General features: G+C 67.1%; 19 protein-coding genes. 4 read left to right on the forward strand and 15 right to left on the reverse strand.

All coding sequences use genetic code 11. The annotated features are described in order from the left end of the window. Window positions 1-460: 460 nt before the first annotated feature. Window positions 461-1,096 (reverse strand): VIT1/CCC1 transporter family protein, encoded by a 636-nt coding sequence (locus tag B215_RS0117870; RefSeq protein ID WP_019371010.1) that lies wholly within the window; start codon window positions 1,094-1,096, stop codon window positions 461-463. Window positions 1,097-1,237: 141 nt separating this feature from the next. Further along, window positions 1,238-2,041: a fructosamine kinase family protein gene (locus tag B215_RS0117875; protein ID WP_019371011.1), complete on the reverse strand. Its 804-nt coding sequence runs from the start codon at window positions 2,039-2,041 to the stop codon at window positions 1,238-1,240. Window positions 2,042-2,160: 119 nt separating this feature from the next. Here B215_RS0117875 and B215_RS0117880 point away from each other — a divergent pair, with 119 nt between their 5' ends. Together B215_RS0117880 and B215_RS0117885 are read left to right on the forward strand one after the other, a co-directional pair. Next, window positions 2,161-3,417: a GTP-binding protein gene (locus B215_RS0117880; protein ID WP_019371012.1), complete on the forward strand. Its 1,257-nt coding sequence runs from the start codon at window positions 2,161-2,163 to the stop codon at window positions 3,415-3,417. Beyond that, window positions 3,414-4,010 carry a DUF1826 domain-containing protein gene (locus B215_RS0117885; protein WP_019371013.1) on the forward strand — a complete coding sequence of 199 codons (597 nt, stop codon included), beginning with the start codon at window positions 3,414-3,416 and terminating at the stop codon, window positions 4,008-4,010. The genes B215_RS0117880 and B215_RS0117885 overlap by 4 nt, the downstream gene beginning before the upstream one ends. A gap of 9 nt (window positions 4,011-4,019) precedes the next feature. On the opposite strand, the gene B215_RS0117890 is transcribed toward B215_RS0117885, so the two are convergent. The 11 genes from B215_RS0117890 to B215_RS0117940 form a co-directional block, all read right to left on the reverse strand. Continuing rightward, the gene (locus B215_RS0117890) at window positions 4,020-4,784 is read right to left on the reverse strand and encodes a phosphoadenylyl-sulfate reductase (RefSeq protein WP_019371014.1); all 765 of its coding nucleotides are present in this window, start codon (window positions 4,782-4,784) and stop codon (window positions 4,020-4,022) included. Then, entirely contained in the window at window positions 4,777-5,202 is a 426-nt protein-coding gene (locus B215_RS0117895) for a DUF934 domain-containing protein (protein WP_019371015.1), read from the reverse strand. Before B215_RS0117895 ends, B215_RS0117890 begins: the two co-directional genes overlap by 8 nt. Next, complete coding sequence (locus tag B215_RS0117900) at window positions 5,195-6,829, reverse strand: nitrite/sulfite reductase (RefSeq protein ID WP_026009383.1); 1,635 nt, start codon at window positions 6,827-6,829, stop codon at window positions 5,195-5,197. The genes B215_RS0117895 and B215_RS0117900 overlap by 8 nt, the downstream gene beginning before the upstream one ends. Before the next feature lie 16 nt (window positions 6,830-6,845). Next, a complete protein-coding gene (locus tag B215_RS0117905; protein WP_019371017.1) occupies window positions 6,846-7,238 on the reverse strand; it encodes a hypothetical protein in 393 nt (130 codons plus the stop codon). Beyond that, window positions 7,235-7,531, reverse strand: a complete 297-nt coding sequence (locus B215_RS0117910) for a DUF2849 domain-containing protein (RefSeq protein ID WP_019371018.1) — start codon at window positions 7,529-7,531, stop codon at window positions 7,235-7,237. The genes B215_RS0117905 and B215_RS0117910 overlap by 4 nt, the downstream gene beginning before the upstream one ends. Continuing rightward, entirely contained in the window at window positions 7,528-8,325 is a 798-nt protein-coding gene (cobA, locus tag B215_RS0117915) for a uroporphyrinogen-III C-methyltransferase (RefSeq protein WP_019371019.1), read from the reverse strand. The genes B215_RS0117910 and cobA overlap by 4 nt, the downstream gene beginning before the upstream one ends. Window positions 8,326-8,405: 80 nt before the next feature. Further along, window positions 8,406-8,879 (reverse strand): cyclic pyranopterin monophosphate synthase MoaC, encoded by a 474-nt coding sequence (moaC, locus tag B215_RS0117920; RefSeq protein ID WP_019371020.1) that lies wholly within the window; start codon window positions 8,877-8,879, stop codon window positions 8,406-8,408. Then, window positions 8,876-9,646, reverse strand: a complete 771-nt coding sequence (gene trpC / locus B215_RS0117925) for an indole-3-glycerol phosphate synthase TrpC (RefSeq protein ID WP_019371021.1) — start codon at window positions 9,644-9,646, stop codon at window positions 8,876-8,878. Before trpC ends, moaC begins: the two co-directional genes overlap by 4 nt. Then, complete coding sequence (trpD, locus tag B215_RS0117930; protein ID WP_026009384.1) at window positions 9,643-10,638, reverse strand: anthranilate phosphoribosyltransferase; 996 nt, start codon at window positions 10,636-10,638, stop codon at window positions 9,643-9,645. The genes trpC and trpD overlap by 4 nt, the downstream gene beginning before the upstream one ends. 58 nt (window positions 10,639-10,696) lie before the next feature. Next, window positions 10,697-11,104 carry a hypothetical protein gene (locus B215_RS0117935; RefSeq protein WP_019371023.1) on the reverse strand — a complete coding sequence of 136 codons (408 nt, stop codon included), beginning with the start codon at window positions 11,102-11,104 and terminating at the stop codon, window positions 10,697-10,699. A 44-nt stretch (window positions 11,105-11,148) separates the two neighbouring features. After that, window positions 11,149-11,736 (reverse strand): anthranilate synthase component II, encoded by a 588-nt coding sequence (locus B215_RS0117940; RefSeq protein WP_019371024.1) that lies wholly within the window; start codon window positions 11,734-11,736, stop codon window positions 11,149-11,151. A 114-nt stretch (window positions 11,737-11,850) separates the two neighbouring features. On the opposite strand from B215_RS0117940, the gene B215_RS0117945 reads away from it, so the two are divergent. Then, entirely contained in the window at window positions 11,851-12,261 is a 411-nt protein-coding gene (locus tag B215_RS0117945; RefSeq protein ID WP_019371025.1) for a hypothetical protein, read from the forward strand. Between the two features lie 21 nt (window positions 12,262-12,282). Here B215_RS0117945 and B215_RS0117950 read toward each other — a convergent pair whose 3' ends face one another. Further along, entirely contained in the window at window positions 12,283-13,770 is a 1,488-nt protein-coding gene (locus B215_RS0117950; protein ID WP_019371026.1) for an anthranilate synthase component I, read from the reverse strand. Then, on the reverse strand, window positions 13,767-15,752 hold the full coding sequence (locus tag B215_RS0117955) for a peptidylprolyl isomerase (RefSeq protein WP_019371027.1): 1,986 nt from the start codon (window positions 15,750-15,752) through the stop codon (window positions 13,767-13,769). Before B215_RS0117955 ends, B215_RS0117950 begins: the two co-directional genes overlap by 4 nt. Window positions 15,753-15,886: 134 nt before the next feature. On the opposite strand from B215_RS0117955, the gene tpiA reads away from it, so the two are divergent. Next, window positions 15,887-16,633, forward strand: coding sequence for a triose-phosphate isomerase (tpiA, locus tag B215_RS0117960; RefSeq protein ID WP_019371028.1), 747 nt, complete (start codon window positions 15,887-15,889; stop codon window positions 16,631-16,633). Window positions 16,634-16,648: the final 15 nt, after the last annotated feature.

Consider the following 16,648-nt stretch of genomic DNA (forward strand, 5'->3'; position numbering starts at 1 on the left):
GGGGGACTCCGCTTCGATCGCGGGACTCGCTTCCCGGTCATGCCCCACCCCCAACCCCTCCCCTGAAGGGGAGGGGCTTTGGATTGGCGCTGGCGCGTCGAGCTCTTTATCGGATCAGGGACTATCGCTCGACCGAATGGTAGATGTCGCGAACCTTCGGGTTCTGGTCCAGCAGCCTGGCAAGCCGGACCTTCCGAACGCGATCGATCATCTTCCAGAGAAAAATGATGGCAAGAAGGAGGGACCCCAGGAAATTGCGGCCGCTTCCATTGGAGAAACCCACCCATGCAAAAAAGAGGGATATCGGGATCACGAGAAAGCCGATCCAGAAATCGAAACCGAGCGATCGTGCCAAGGGAGACTTCATCCGATCCGCATCCGATCTCAAGTGCTAACCGCGATCATAGTCGTTTCGCTTCGTTCGTAAACGTGAAGGTCGCGACGACGAGTGTGGGGCACTTCAAACACTCGTCCCCACAACCCGCCCGATCCCAGCCGTCAGCGCCATTGCCAGCGCGCCCCAGAACACCACCCGCACCACCGGCTTGAGCGGCCTGGCCCCGCCGGTGATCGCGCCCAGCGTGCCGAGCAGGGCGAGGAACAGGATCGATCCCGCCGCTTCCCCCGCCGCCATCCAGCGCATCGGCAGCAGCGCGGCGAGCAGCAGCGGCAGCGCCGCGCCCGCCGTAAATGTTGCCGCCGAGGTGAGCGCGGCGACCACCGGGCGCGCGGTCGTCATCTCGGTGATGTGGAGCTCGTCGCGGGCGTGGGCGCCCAGCGCGTCGTGCGCCATCATCTGCTCGGCCACCGCCTTGGCCGTCGCGGGATCGACGCCGCGGCCGACATAGATGGCGGCCAGCTCGCGCAGCTCGGCCTCGGGCACGGTGGCGAGTTCCACCCGCTCGCGGGCGAGGTCGGCGCGCTCGGTATCGGCCTGCGCGCTGACCGAGACATATTCGCCCGCCGCCATCGACATCGCGCCTGCCACCAGCCCCGCCACGCCCGCGACGAGCATCGCGGGCCGCTCGCCCCCCGAGGCGGCGACGCCCAGGATCAGGCTGGCGGTGGAGACGAGGCCGTCATTCGCCCCCAGCACGGCGGCGCGCAGCCAGTCGATCCGGGCGACGAGATGCTTTTCGCGTACGGGGGCATGGCGGGCTGCCCGGGGTGATGGAGGCGCTTGGGATGGTGTCGCGGAGCCGGCGGGGCGATCGGGGACTTTCCGAAGGGTCAGCCGCTACGTCACCTCGCGCAGCGCCGCTTCGACGGCGGCGGAATAGCTCGTCCCGAACAGGCGCAGATGCACGAGCAGCGGCCACAACCGGTAGATGGGCTGCCGCGCCTTCCAGCCGGGCGGGAGCGCCAGCGCGTCGAAGAAGCGTGCCGGCGGGGCGTCGAACAGGCTGAGCATCGCCGCATCCACCTCCCGATCGCCGTAACAGCAGGCCGGATCGATCAGCGCGCTGATCCGCCCCTCCGCCACCAGGATGTTGCCGCCCCACAGATCACCGTGAAGCAGCGCGGGCGGGGGACGGGCGGGTAGCAGATCCGGCAGGCGATCCGCCAGCGCCTCGACCCGCCGGGCAAGCGGCGGCTGCAGGTGCGGCAGATGGCAGCGCAGGCGATGCTCCGCCCAGAAGCTGGGCCAGTCCGCCGCAGGTCCATTCGGAATCGCAACGCGGCCAAAGGCATAGTCGACGGGCCAGCCATAGTCGGGCGCCGTGACGGCATGGAGGCAAGCGAGCGTTTCGGCCAGATCCTCCCACGCCGCGCCAAGCTGGCCGCCCGCCGGGCATTCCTGCAACAGCAGCAGATCGTCGGCCAGCGCCAGCACCTGCGGGGCGGGGGCGCCGCTTGCCGCGATCGCCGCCAGCATGGCCGCCTCCACGGCCACCAAGGGGCCCTGCTTGGCAATCGCGCTGCCGCCGTCCCCGAGGCGCAGGCGATGGACGGCGGAGAGATCGCCCCCCGCGAGCGGCGCGCATCCGAGGACCGTGGTGCCGAGCGCGGTCGCCGCGCGGGAGGCAAGGCTGGCAAGCATCGGCTGACTGTGGGCCGGAGGAGGCGATTTGGAAAGGGTGGTTCGGCCGTGCCATGCCCGCTCCCCCAGGACTGGACGAAGTCTCCGTTACGAGCTAGACGATATAACATATCATTCTCATGAGCGAGTATCCGATGCCGCCCTCTTCCGCTTCCCTTGCACCCGATCGCCGTTTGCCGGTCACCGTTCTTTCCGGCTTCCTGGGCGCCGGCAAGACGACGCTGCTCAACCACATCCTCGCCAATCGCGAAGGCAAGCGCGTGGCGGTGATCGTCAACGATATGTCGGAAGTGAACATCGATGCGGATCTGGTGCGCGGGGGCGAAGCGGCGCTGTCGCGCAGCGAGGAAGCGCTGGTGGAAATGACGAATGGCTGCATCTGCTGCACGTTGCGTGACGATCTGTTGAAGGAGGTGCGCACGCTCGCCGAGGCGGGGCGGTTCGACTATCTGGTGATTGAAAGTACCGGCATTTCGGAGCCGCTGCCGGTCGCCGCTACCTTCAGCTTCCGCGACGAAGCCGGCCAGAGCCTCGGCGATGTCGCGCGGCTGGATACGATGGTGACGGTGGTGGATGCGCTGAACCTGCTCGCCGATTTCGACAGCGAGGATTTCCTCGCCGATCGCGGTGAATCGCTGGGTGAGGAGGATACGCGCAGCCTGGTGGGGCTGTTGGTCGAGCAGATCGAATTCGCCGATGTGGTGATCGTCAACAAGGCGAGCGATGTGTCCCCGGCGCAGCTCGCGCGGGTGAAGCAGCTTGTCGCATCGCTCAATGCCGATGCCCGCATCGTTACGGCGGATCGGGCCTGCGTGGGGCTGGATGCTGTGCTGGGCACCGGCCGCTTTGACGAGGAAGCGGCGGCGCGCAATCCGCTCTGGGCGAAGGAGCTCTACGGCTATGCCAGCCATCGCCCGGAAAGCGAGGAATATGGCATTGAAAGCTTCGTCTATCGGGCGCGGCGGCCGTTCGATCCGGCGCGCTTCTATCGCTTCCTCACCGAAGGCGGCCTGGCCCAGGTGATCCGTGCCAAGGGGCATTTCTGGCTGGCGACACGGCCCCATTGGGTGGGCGAACTGGCAGTCGCCGGGCGGCAGACCATGACGGCGCGGCTCGGCCGCTGGTGGGCCTCGGTCCCCAAGCACCATTGGCCTGCCGATGGCCGGTTCGAGGAATTCGTGGTGGCGCATTGGGATGGCGATTGGGGCGATCGCCGGCAGGAGCTGGTGTTCATCGGCATCGACATGGACCAGGCGGCGATCACCCGTGCGCTCGACGGGTGTCTGATCGCCGCCGATGCCTTCGATCCTGGCGCCTGGACGCAGCTCGCCGATCCGTTTCCCGCCTGGACCGCCGAGCAGGCGGTGCTCGCATGAGCGCGGTGGCAGCACTCGACGCCGCGGTGGCGCGTGGCGCAGACGCGGCGGTGTTGCGGCGCATCCTGGCGGCGGAGGTGGCGCTGGCGCTATGGTCGCCCGCGCCCGATCCGCAGTTGGCCCGCGCCTTGGCCGGGCTGCCGCTGGCGGCGATCGACGATGTCGATCTGGTGCTGGGCGTGGATGTCGGTGCGGCAAGCTTCGCCGGCACGCTCCGGGTCGCCGGCTATCCGGCAAGCGCCGCGATGGCGCTGAGCGAGGATTGCCTCGCGCTCGCTGCGTGCTTCGCCGAGATCACCGGACGCCGGCGTCTGGCGTTGCGGCTGCAGGTGGTGGAAACCGATGCCTGCCGCAAGTTCCACGCCGATTACGTCGCGTGGCGGCTGCTCAAAACCTATGTCGGGCCGGCGACGCAGTGGATACGCGCCGATGCCCCCGACACGATCAATGCGATGGCGACCGGCGACGTCGGCATCTTCAAGGGGCGGCTGCTCCATCCAATGCCGCGCGTGCTGCATCGCTCGCCACCGATCGTGGCGACGGGAGAGTGCCGGCTGATGCTGGTCCTCGATACGGAGGACCTGACCGGCTGATCCGCGGGATCAGAAAGCCGGCTGGTTGGGATCCTCGCCGTCAACCGGGGTGTGGATCCCGCATTCGGTCTTGTCCCAGCCGCGCCAGCGCCCGGCGCGGGGATCTTCGCCGGGCTTGACCATGCTGGTGCAGGGCGCGCAGCCGATCGAGGGATAGCCTTGTGCTACCAACGGATGCACCGGCAGGTCGTGCGCGACGAAATAGGCGTCGAGATCGGCCTTGGTCCAATCCGCCAGCGGGTTGATCTTCAGCCGATCGCCGTCCAGCTCGAAGCGGGGCAGGGCGGCGCGGGTACTCGCCTGGAACGCCTTGCGGCCGGTGATGGTCGCGTCGAAACCGGCGAGGCCCGCCGCCAGCGGCTGCACCTTGCGGATCTCGCAACAGCCATCGGGATCGTAGGACCAGCGCAGTTCGGTGGCATCGCGCTTGGCCAGAATCTCCGGATCGGGCCGCAGGTTGCGCAGATCCTGCAACCCTAGCCGCTCGGCAAGCAGATCGCGATAGGCCAGCGTCTCCGGGAAATGCTTGCCCGTGTCGAGGAAGAGCACCGGCACGGTGGGGTCGATGCTGGCGACCAGGTGCAGCAGCGCCGCCGATTCCGCGCCGAACGAGGAGACGATCGCCACATCGCCGGCCATCTGCTCCGCCAGCACGGTGCGCAGCATCTCCTGCGTGCTCGCGCCGCGGAACAGGTTGTTCAGCCGGATGGCATCCGCTTCGGTGAAGCGCGGGGCGACATCAATCCGGTCGATCTGGCGCGCGACTTCAGCCATGCCGCAGCTTCCACACCGGCGCCACCGGGTCCGCTGCGGCCTGGTAGCGGAAGTCGTAGCGCTCCAGCGCGGCGGCAAGCGTGCCCTCGTCAACCGGGGCGTTTGGCGCGAAGCTGTCAAAGCCGCAGCGCCGCATCAGCGGGATCTGATCGACGAGCACGTCGCCCTGGGCGCGCAACTCGCCGATATAGCCCGCCTCGCGCAGGATGCGGGCGGTGGAATAGCCGCGGCCGTCGCGGAAGCTGGGGAAACTCACTTCGATCAGCGCGATCCGATCGAGATGCGCCAGCAGCGCGCGCGCATCCTCACCGGATTCGATCCGCACCGCTGTGGCGTTCGACTGGCCGAGGAAGCTGTCGAGCGTGACGGCGGGCTCGTCATGCGCCTCGTCGTCGCGGTAGCGCAGAAACTCAACCATAAATGGCCTCCTTGAACGGTGCCATGCCGATCCGGCGATAGGTGTCTACGAAGCGCTCGCCGGGCGTGCGTTCGCGGACATAGACGTTGGTGGCGCGCTCGATCGCGTCGACCACGCCATCCTCGCTGAAGCCGGGGCCGGTAATGTCGGCCAGGCTCACATCCTCCGCGCCCGATCCGCCGAGCAACAGCTGGTAATTCTCGGTGCCTTTCCGGTCGACGCCCAGAATGCCGATATGGCCGGCATGGTGATGGCCGCAGGCATTGATGCAGCCCGAGATCTTGAGCTTGAGTTCGCCCAGGTCGCGCTGGCGCACGGGATCGGCAAAGCGCTGACTGATCTTCTGCGCGAGCGGGATCGATCGGGCGTTGGCCAAGCTGCAATAATCGAGCCCGGGGCAGGCGATGATATCGCTGATCAGGTCGAGATTGGCTTCGGCCAGCCCTGCATCGCGTAGCGCGGTCCAGATGGCGTACAGGTCAGCCTTTCGGACATGCGGCAGGACGATGTTCTGCGCATGGGTAACGCGCAGCTCATCGAAGCTGTAGCGCTCGGCGAGATCGGCCATCAGGTCGATCTGGTCGGCAGAAGCGTCGCCGGGAATGCCGCCGGTGGGCTTGAGGCTGATCGTGACGACGGCATAGCCCGGCACCTTGTGGGCATGAACGTTCTGATCGAGCCATACGGCGAAATCGGGGTCGCTGCGATCGACGGCGTCGGCAAGACCGGCTTCGAACGGCGGCGGCGCAAAATGCGCGGCGATGCGGTCGAACTCGGCCTGCGGCGGATCGATGCCCAGCGCCTTCACTGCCTGGAACTCCTCCTCAACTTGCCGAGAATATTCTTCTGCACCAATGGCATGGACGAGTATCTTGATTCTGGCTTTGTAGATGTTGTCGCGCCGGCCGTAGCGATTGTAGACGCGCAGGCACGCCTCCAGATAGCTGACGAAATCGGCGAACGGCACGAAATCCTTGATCAGCGGTGCGATCATCGGGGTGCGGCCCATCCCCCCGCCGGCATAGATTCGCGCGCCCAGCTCGCCTGCGTCGTTCCGCACGATCTGGATACCGATGTCGTGCAGCCGCATCGCCGCGCGATCCGTGTCGCTCGCGATCACCGCTATCTTAAATTTTCGCGGCAAATAGCTGAATTCAGGGTGAAACGTACTCCACTGGCGAAGCAGCTCGGCCCAGGGGCGCGGATCGGTGATCTCGTCGGCCGCAGCGCCGGCAAACTGGTCCGAGCTGATGTTGCGGATGCAGTTGCCGCTGGTCTGAATGGCATGCATCTCCACCGTCGCCAGCTCGGCGAGAATGTCGGGTGCGTCCTCCAGCTTGATCCAGTTGTACTGGAGGTTCTGACGGGTTGTGAAATGGCCATAGCCGCGATCATATTTGCGGGCGATATGCGCCAGCATGTGCATCTGCCGGCTGTCGAGCGTGCCATAGGGCACCGCGACGCGCAGCATATAGGCATGCAGCTGCAGATAAAGTCCGTTCATTAACCGCAGCGGCTTGAACTGATCCTCGGTCAGATGCCCCGCCAGACGGCGCTGCACTTGGTCGCGGAACTCCTCGACTCGGGCGGCGACGATCGAAGCGTCGTATTCGTCATATTTGTACATCGTCGTTTCCCGAAATTCAGCGATGGGCGCCGAGGCGAAGCCGTCGGCTGCCGACAATCGTCCCAAGGTCGCGCAAGCCGCGCCCATCGACCAGCACCGTGCGATGCCGTGCGCGAATTGCTTCGAACGCGGCGGCGGTTCCGGGCGCGTCATAGCCTCGCGCATCGGGGTAGCCGACCGTGACCATTACGTCCCAGTCCGTCCCGCCGCCTTCATATACCGCATAGCTGGTGAATAGGCCCTGGCGGACGGCTTCCTCATCCATCACGAACCAGTTCTGCTCGATGAAGCGGATCAGCGCCGCACGTCGGCCGGGCGCAGCTTTCAAATAGGTCTGTTCGATCGCAACGGTCGGCGCGACGGCTTGGGCCGTGACGCTTACCGCAGCGACTGTCAGCCCGGTGATCATATCACCCAACTTCCCGCTGCCGGGTCGGCGGGCTTGAGCGTCAGGTCCGCGCGGACGGTTGGGCCGAGCGCGCGGATGCGGTCCTTGATGTGCGCGGGCCGCGGGCCTTCCGACGTCGCTTCGGCCTCGATCACATAGGGTACGTTCACGCGGCGTGCGGCCTCTTCCGTCGCTGCAAGCACATCGCCCTTGTCGCCAACATCCACCGCATCGGCGATGTGGCGCGACCAGCCTTCGCCGGCCCACCAGATGACATCGCCGGTGAAAAGATCGTTTCCTGTCAGGAGTTTCATGCCTGTTCTTCCCCCAGAATCTCGGCAGTGCGCGCCCAGCGAGACAGCCTGTCCTGCGCATCGGCCAGCAGCACCACCTCGCCGACGACGATGATCGCCGGGCTCTTCACGGCTTCCTGCTCCACCATCGGGCCCAGATCGGCGAGCAGCGTGCGCAGCGCGCGATGCCCCGCCAGGGTCGCGCGTTCCAACACCGCCACCGGCATGTCGGGAGCGACGCCATCGGCCATCAGCTTGTCGGCAATGGCGGACGCCGTCGCTACGCCCATGTAAATCACCAGCGTACGGCCTTTGCCGGCGAGCCCGGACCAGTCCTGGTCCGTCAGCCCCTTGCACTGGCCGGCGACGAAGCTCACCGCGCTCGACCAGTCGCGATGGGTGAGCGGCAGCATCGCTTCGGCGGCTGCCCCGAGCGCAGCGGAGACGCCTGGGATCACTTCGACCGGCAGCCCGGCTTCGCGCACGGCCTCCACTTCTTCGCCGCCACGCCCGAAGATGAACGGGTCGCCGCCCTTGAGGCGAACGACGACCGCGCCGGTCTTCACATGCGCGACGATCAGTGCGTTGATCGATTCCTGCGGCAGCGTGTGTTGCGACCGGCGCTTGGCGACCGAAATTCGGTGTGCCTGCGGCGCTAGATCGAGCACGCGCTCGTCGACCAGCCCGTCATGGACCAGCACGTCGCACGCTTTCAGCGCTTCGACGGCACGAACGGTGAGCAGGCCCGGGTCGCCGGGGCCGGCGCCGACAAGGATCACGCGTCCGCGCGATTGGGGATCGAGAAGCGATGCCATGCTGCCCAAATGGGCCGATGGTGGCCAAGGGGCAATGGAGGATCCTTTGGGGCCGCCGAAGGGATTCTTTCGGGGGAGCCTCAGTCCCCGGCGCGCCAGTCGCCCGATTTGCCGCCGGTCTTGGTCAGCAGGCGGATGTCGCCCAGCACCATGCCCTTATCCAGCGCCTTGGCCATGTCGTAGAGCGTCAGCAGCGCGACCGATACGGCGGTGAGCGCTTCCATTTCCACACCGGTCTTGCCTTCGGTGGCGGCGGTCGCGGTGACGGTCACGCCGCCTTCGTCCAGATCGAGATCGAGAGCGACGCGGGTAAGCGGCAGGGGGTGGCACAGGGGGATCAGTTCGGCCGTTCGCTTCGCTGCCATAATGCCCGCGATGCGCGCGGTTGCGAGTACGTCGCCTTTCTTCACGCTGCCCGCGCGGATTGCGGCGGCGGCTTCGGCCGACATGGTGATGCGGCCCCGCGCTACCGCCTCGCGCGCGGTGATCGCCTTCCCGCCGACATCGACCATGTGCGCAGCGCCCTGCGCGTCCAGATGCGTGAGCCCGCTCACCCGACCAGCGCCCGCGTCGCCGCCTCGACATCGGCCTGTCGCATCAGCGATTCCCCGATCAGAAAGCAGCGAACGTTATGTGCAGCCATCGCGTCGATGTCGGCGCGCGTGTTGAGCCCGGACTCGGCGACGAAGGTGCAGTCCTTGGGTGCGTGGCGAACCAGCTCATAGGTCTTCTGCATATCGACTTCGAAGGTCTTGAGATTACGGTTGTTTACGCCAATCAGGCGCGACTGAAGCTTGAGCGCGCGTTCCAATTCGTCGGCGTCGTGTACCTCGACCAGCGCATCGAGGCCCTGTTCGATTGCGGCCGCTTCGATCTCCGCCATCTGGCTGTCTTCCAGCGCGGCGACGATGATCAGGATCGCGTCTGCGCCCATCGCTCGCGATTCCTCGACCTGCCATGGATCGATCAGGAAGTCCTTGCGGATCACCGGGAGGTCGCACGCAGCACGGGCTGCGACGAGATACGCGTCATCGCCTTGGAAATAGTCCCGGTCGGTCAGCACCGAGAGGCACGTGGCGCCGCCTGCCGCATAGGCGCGGGCATGCGCCGGCGGATCGAAATCCGCGCGGATCAGGCCCTTGGAGGGGCTGGCCTTCTTGATCTCGGCGATCAGCCCATAGCCACCCGCCGCGACGCGCGCGTCTAGCGCCGCCTTGAAGCCGCGCGGTGCCGTGGGCGTGGGCCATGCGCGCGGGGCCGTCTTGCGGGCGGCGACTTCGGTGCGCTTGGTGGCGATGATCGTATCGAGGATGGTGCTCATGCGAAGGCGATCCAGCAGTCGAGCAGCGCGTTGGCAAGCCCGTTGTCGAGCATTTCTGCGGCTTCCTCCACGCCCTCGCGCAGCGTGTCGGCGCGGCCGGCGACCATCAGGGCGGCCGCCGCGTTGAGCAGCACCGCGTCGCGATAGGCGCCGGGCTCCCCCTGGAGCAGGCGGCGAAGGGCAAGGGCATTATATTCCGGATCGCCGCCGCGGATCGCTGCCAGCGGATGGCGGGGCAGGCCGGCATCTTCTGGCGTGATGCGGCTGGGCAGCGCGGCCCGCCCGACATTCACCACCACGCTGGCCGTCTCGGTCGAAAGTTCGTCGAGGGCGTCTTCGCCGGAGACGATCGCCGCCGCCTCGACGCCGAGCTGCTCCAGCGCCTCGGCATAGACCGGGGCATAATCGGGCCGCGCGATGCCGATCAACTGGTGCCGGACATGCGCCGGATTGGCGAGCGGCCCCATCAAGTTGAAGATCGTTCGGCGCCCGATGCGGCGGCGGATCGGCGCAATGCGGGCCAGCGAGGGGTGGTGGTGCTGCGCGAACAGAAAGGCGATGCCGATTTCGTTCAGGCTCTGCTCGGCGCGCGCGGCGGCGCGATCGAGATTCAGCCCCAGCGCCTCCAGCGTATCCGCCGCGCCTGCCTTGGACGAAGCCGCGCGGTTGCCGTGCTTGGCAACCGGCACGCCGGCTGCGGCGACCACCAGGCTGACGGCGGTGGAAACGTTGAGCGTGTGGTGCCCGTCGCCACCGGTTCCGCAGACGTCGATTGCCCCCTCCGGCGCGGTGACCGGGATCAGCCGGGCCCGCAGCGCGCGTGCCGCTTCGGCGATTTCGATGCTGGTCTCGCCGCGGATCGACAGCGCGATCAGAAAGGCTTCGATCGCGGCTTCGGGCGCGGTGCCGTCGAGGATGTCGGCAAAGGCCTGGGCGGCGCTCTCGCGGGCCAAAGGCGACGTGGGATCGGGAAGCATGGCTAGGCTGGTCACGCCGCCTTCTATTCCGGGGCGCGGCCAGCCTGTCGAGCAAATCCTCTGTTCGGCCGCGCTAGTTTGCCTTTTTGGGCTTGGTGTAGGGCACGAACTTCCCGAGATTCACAAAGCCGCGCGGGAAGAAGGATGCGCGGTCGATCAGCCGGACGATATCGATGCTGCACAGCTGCGCGCCGAACGTGTTGGTCACCAGGATCGAATTGTCGTCCAGCTGATCGGCGCCGCCGCGCGGCTCGTTGACATAGAGCGTGCTGCCGCTGCGATAGACGATCGCCTTGCCACTGATGATCTGGCTCGAGCCCGTCCGCGACAGGCTGATGCAGTCGACGGGCGTGCCGGCGACTCGCCCTTCGAGCAGCTTTGCCAGCTTGGCATCGGGCGTGTCGCGCGTGCGCTGGGCTTGAGCGACGGGCGCCGCGAGCAGCGCGGCACCGGCGAGCAGGGCAGGGAGGATCCTCTTCATGGCGCTCGTATAGCATGATCGCCATGAACGGCGGCTGAAAAAGCTCAGGCAGCGGCCGCCGTGTCGGCGATTCCGGCGAGGCGTAGGAAATTGGCGAGCATCGCATGGCCATGTTCGGTGGCGATGCTTTCGGGATGGAACTGCACGCTGTGGATCGGCAGGCTATGATGGCGGAATCCCATCACCGATCCGTCTTGTGCGGTGGCGTTCACGACCAGCGTATCCGGAATTTCGGTGACGATAAGCGAGTGATAGCGCGTTGCGGTGAACGGCGAGGGGAGGCCGGTGAACAGGCCGGTGCCATCGTGCGAAACAGGCGAGGTCTTGCCGTGCATCAGCCCGCCGCGCACCACGCTGCCGCCGAAATGCTGGCCGATCGACTGGTGGCCGAGGCAGACGCCGAGCAGCGGCTTGCCCAGATCGGCGCAGGCGGCGACGAGATCGAGGCTGATCCCCGCTTCATTGGGCGTGCACGGGCCGGGCGAGATCAGGAAACCCTGCGCATTGCTGGCGATGGCTTCGTTGGCGGTCAACGCGTCGTTGCGCACCACCTTCACCTCCACCCCCAGGTCCATGAGATAATGGACGAGGTTCCAGGTGAAGCTGTCGTAATTGTCGATAACCAGGATCATGGCGCCTGACCTAGGCGCTCGAGGGCCGCAGCACAATCCGGCCTTGTCGCCGCCACAGTGCGTTGGCAGCCGGTACCGGCGCGCAGGGGCGTTGCCGATGTTCAGGAGTATTCGATGTTCGCTCGCGTGATGATTGCCGCCGCCCTGCTTGCCGCCCCCGCTTTCGCCCAGTCACAGGATCAGAATGCAGCGGAGGGCCCGCCCAAGCGGGTCCGCAGCATCCTTCTCTACAACGACGACAGCTGCCCCAAGCCGGCCTCGCCCGACGAGATCGTCGTATGTTCGAACGCTGGCGAGTCGCCCTATCGCATTCCCAAGCGGTTCCGCGATCAGCCCAAGCAGGACGCGCCATCGACCAGCTGGACGCGTCGCATGGAAGTGGTGGAGGAAGTGAACAGCCGCGGCATGCCGAACAGCTGTTCGCCGGTGGGCACCGGCGGCCAGACCGGCTGCACCCGCCAGATGCTGCAGCGCTGGTATCAGGAGAAGCTGGATAAGGAAGCCGCCGCCTCGCGCGTGCCCTGATCGGCCGCGGCGGGGGGCGGGCTACTGGCCGAAGCCCGCTTCCGCGGCGCGGGCAACCGCCTCGCGCGCGGCCGCGAACAGCGCGCCCGACTTCGCTTCGCATTCCCGCTGTTCATAGGCCGGATCGGAATCGGCGACGATGCCGGCACCGGCCTGAACATGCATCACGCCGTCTTTCACCAGCGCGGTGCGTAGGACGATGCACGAGTCCATCGATCCATCGGGCGAGAAATAGCCGACGCCGCCGGCATAAGGCCCGCGCGTCTCCGGTTCCAGCTCGGCGATGATCTGGCAGGCGCGGACTTTCGGCGCGCCGCTCACCGTACCGGCAGGGAAGCCGGCGAACAGCGCGTCGATCGCATCCGCATCGTCGCGCAACCGGCCCACCACATTCGATACGATGTGCATGACGTGGCTGTAGAATTCCACCGTATAGCTGTCCGTCACGCGAACGCTGCCGGGGGCTGCCGCGCGGCCGACATCGTTGCGGCCCAGGTCGAGCAGCATCAGATGCTCGGCCCGCTCCTTGGGATCGGCGAGCAGCGACGTGCGGTTCGCCTCGTCTTCCGCGGCGGTGCGGCCACGCGGCCGCGTGCCGGCGATCGGCCGGATGGTGATTTCCCCGTCTCGCGCGCGCACCAGGATTTCGGGGCTCGATCCGGTCAGACTGAAGCCGGGCAGATCAAGATGGTAAAGGAACGGCGAGGGGTTGATCCGCCGTAGCGCCCGATAAAGCTCGAACGGCGGCAGCGTGAACGGCGTGGTGAAGCGCTGTGCCAGCACCACCTGGAAGATATCGCCCGCCGAGATGTATTCCTTCGCCGCGGCAACCATTTCGGCATAGCGACCGGCCGGCAGCACCGGCGTAGGCTCAATCGCGATCGGGTCGGCACGAACCGGCGCAGGCAGCGGCGCCCTGGCAAGCTGCGCGGAGACCGCGTCGATACGCTCGGCGGCGGTGTCCGGGTCCGATCCCGGCCACACCGGGGCGACGATGAACAGCGAGTCCGCCAGACGATCAAACACGAGCAGCACCGTCGGGCGCACGAAAATCATGTCGGGCACATCCACCGTGCTCTGGGCGGGGCGCGGCAGCGTTTCGACCAAGCCGATCGTCTCGTAGCTGAAATAGCCGACCAGGCAGGCGAGCGCGCGCGGCAGCGACTCCGGGACGTCCATCCTGCAATCGGCGACCAGCCCCCGCAGCGCCGCCAGCGGCGCATCGCCGGCATGCACGAACGCGGTGCGATCGGTGAGCCAGTTGCGGTTGATCTCGGCCCGTGTGCCGGTGGATCGAAACACGAGATCGGGGGCGAGCCCGATCAGGCTGTGCCGCCCTCGCACCGATCCGCCCTCGACCGATTCGAGCAGGAAATCCCCGCGACCGGGCTCGATCAGCTTCAGCGCGGCGGCGACCGGGGTTTCCGTATCGGCCAGCTGCTGACGCCAAACCAGCGCCGGGCGTCCGGCGGCCAGCGCGGCGCGGGCGGCGTCGATCTCCTGGATCACTGGCCGCCGGCGCCCTGGCGCTGGAGATCGGCGCGCAGGCGCGCAATCGCGTTTTCGTTGCGGCGGATCGTCACCGCCTTGGCGACCGCGGCGGAGAACTGCCGCTCATATTCCGCAGCGCCCAGCTGGTTCAGCGCGTTGCGCAGCGGCGCGATGGCGGCTGCATCGCCGGTGGCGTTGCCTGGCTGGATGGTGTCGACATAGACGACATAATAGCCTGCGCGGTTCGGCGCCTCGACCAGGCGGGCCGTCTTGGCCGGCATGTCGAATGCCATCTGCACGAAGTTCTCCTTGTCGCGCAGCTCGCTGCGCTTGAGGTCGAACGGCTTGGGCGCCGCGCCCTTGGTAACGCCCGCTTCGGCGAGCGCCTGCGCCATCGGAACGCCCTTTTGCAGCTTGGGCAGCATCGCGGTGGCGGCAGCGCGGGCCTTGGCCAGCGCCTGATCCAGCAGATAATCTGCCTTCACCTTTTCGGTGATCTGGGCGAGCGGGCGGGGGGCGGCGGGAACGATGCGCTCCAGCGACACCACGGCAAATCCGCCGTCCTCGCCGACCGGCACCACCTGCGGCTCGTCGCCGGCCTGTTCGAAGCCGAAGCCCGCCTTGGTGATCGCTGTGAGATTGGGATCGGCGGGCGTATCCGGGGTATCCGGGTTGGTGCCGGCAGCGGTGAGCGCGGGGGTGCTCGCGGCGGTCAGCTTGGCATCGCGGACCGCTTCTTCGAAGGTCTTGCCGTCGCCGATGCCGTCCTCGATCGACTGGCGCGTCTCGGCCAGCAGCGCAGCCAGCTTGCGCTTGCGCACTTCTTCGGTCAGCTCGCCGCGCACCTGATCCAGGCTTCGCGCGGCGGTGGTTTCCGTCTTGCTCACGCGATAGACGTACCAGCTGGCGCCGAGCCGCACCGGCCCCTGGACGGCATTGGCGGGAGCGGCGAATGCGGCGTCGGCGAACGGCGCCGAAACCTGCTTGGCTGCCGCTGCCTTGTCGACGGCGTCGAGCGTGCGGCTTTCCAGCCCGGCAGCCTGCGCAGCAGCGGCGATATCACCACCCTTGGCGGCATCGGCGATCTTGCGCGCGGCGCCTTGGTCGATCGCGGCGACGAGCTGGATCGTCCGCTTCTCCACCGCGGCGTAGCGATTTGCGTTCTTCTTATAGGCGTCGGCGATTTCCGCTTCGGTCGGCGCGGCCTGCGCCTGCAGCGCCTCGGGACGGGCGAGCGCGTAGCGAACGACGCGACGTTCCGGCACCAGATAGCGTGTGCGATTGCGGCCATAATAATCGGCCAGAGTCTTCTGGTCCGGATCGGCGCCGGGATCCATCGCCAGCGACTGGACGAAGCCGACCACGCCGGTGCGGCGTTCGAGCAGCATCGATGCATAGGGCAGCACCACGCCGTCGGGCGCGGCGGCGCGCATCGTCACCGGGCCGATCAGCCATGCGGCGTAGCGCTGGCTGGTGAGCGCATCGCGGAACTGGCCGGGCATGATCTGGTTCTGCGCCAGCAGGCTCTCGAACGTCTGTTGGCTGAACTTGCCGTCGATGCCGGCGAATTGCGGATTGTTGGCGATGATCGAATCGATCAGCCGCTTGCCAACGCGCATATCGCTTTCGTGCGCGAATTCCTGGATCGCGGCAGAGGTGATCGCGTCGGACACGGCGGCCTCGAACCCGCCTTGTGCCAGAAGCTGCGCCATCGTCACCGTCTGGCCCTGGGCCTGGGCGTTGCGGATCAGGCGATCGATCCGGTCGCGCACGTCCGCCTCGGTCACCTGGGTGCTGCCGACCTTCGCCAGCGTCGTGCTGCTCGCTCCCGTGACGGAGCTGCGCAGGCCGGTTACGTCGCCGGCCGTGAAGGCGAAGGCGAGCAGGCCGAGGAAGATGAACACGACCACCAGGCCGTAGCGCGACTTGGTGAACTTGCGGAAGGCGTTGAGCATGAAGAGCCGTTCGTTCGAGGATTTTTGCCACGCTTTAGGGTTCATCCCCAGGGACGGCAATGGCTGTGATTCCGCACGGCTCCGTCTTCGTTGCGGCTTCGCTGCGCCTGCGAACCATTGGTGCTTGTGCTGGGCGGACGCTTCGGTATCGGCAGTATGAAACGATAGGGGAGTGGAAAATGCGTCGGAAGCTGGTTGCTGGAAACTGGAAGATGCACGGCCTGCGCGGCCATATGGGCGAGATCGAGGCGATCGCCGCGGCAGCGTCGGCCCATCCCGAGGTCGATGTGCTGCTGTGCGTGCCCGCCACGCTGATCGCGCTGGCGAGCGAGGTGGCCGGTTCGCTTCCGATCGGCGCGCAGGACGTGCACGAGAACGATCTGGGCGCGCACACCGGCTGCGTTTCCGCGCCGATGCTGCTCGAAGCCGGTGCCAAGGTGGTGATCGTCGGCCATTCCGAACGCCGTGCCGACCAGCACGAGACCAGCCACGACGCTTGGGCCAAGGCTGCGGCGGCGCGTCGCCACGGTCTCGGGGTGATCTTGTGCTGCGGCGAAACCGAAGCCGAGCACGATGCCGGCCGGGCCGAGCGGATCGTTCAGTCGCAGATCGAGAAGTCGTTGCCGGACGGCGCCGGGCCGGACTGGCTGACCATCGCGTACGAGCCCCGCTGGGCGATCGGCACCGGCAAGACGCCGACGCTCGACGAAATCGCCACCATGCACGCCATTTTGCGTGCCAAGCTGCGCGGGATGATCGGCGATGCCGCCAGCAATATGCGCATCCTGTACGGCGGTTCCGTTACCGGCGCGAATGCGGCGTCGATCCTGGCGCTGGAGGATGTCGACGGCGCGCTCGTGGGCGGCGCCAGCCTGACCGCCGCCAAGTTCGTGCCGATCATCGAAGCCGCCGCGAAAATTGCGTAGGCGGAATTAACCCGT

Source organism: Sphingomonas sp. ATCC 31555 (genome assembly GCF_000282895.1).
Classification (GTDB): Bacteria; Pseudomonadota; Alphaproteobacteria; order Sphingomonadales; family Sphingomonadaceae; genus Sphingomonas.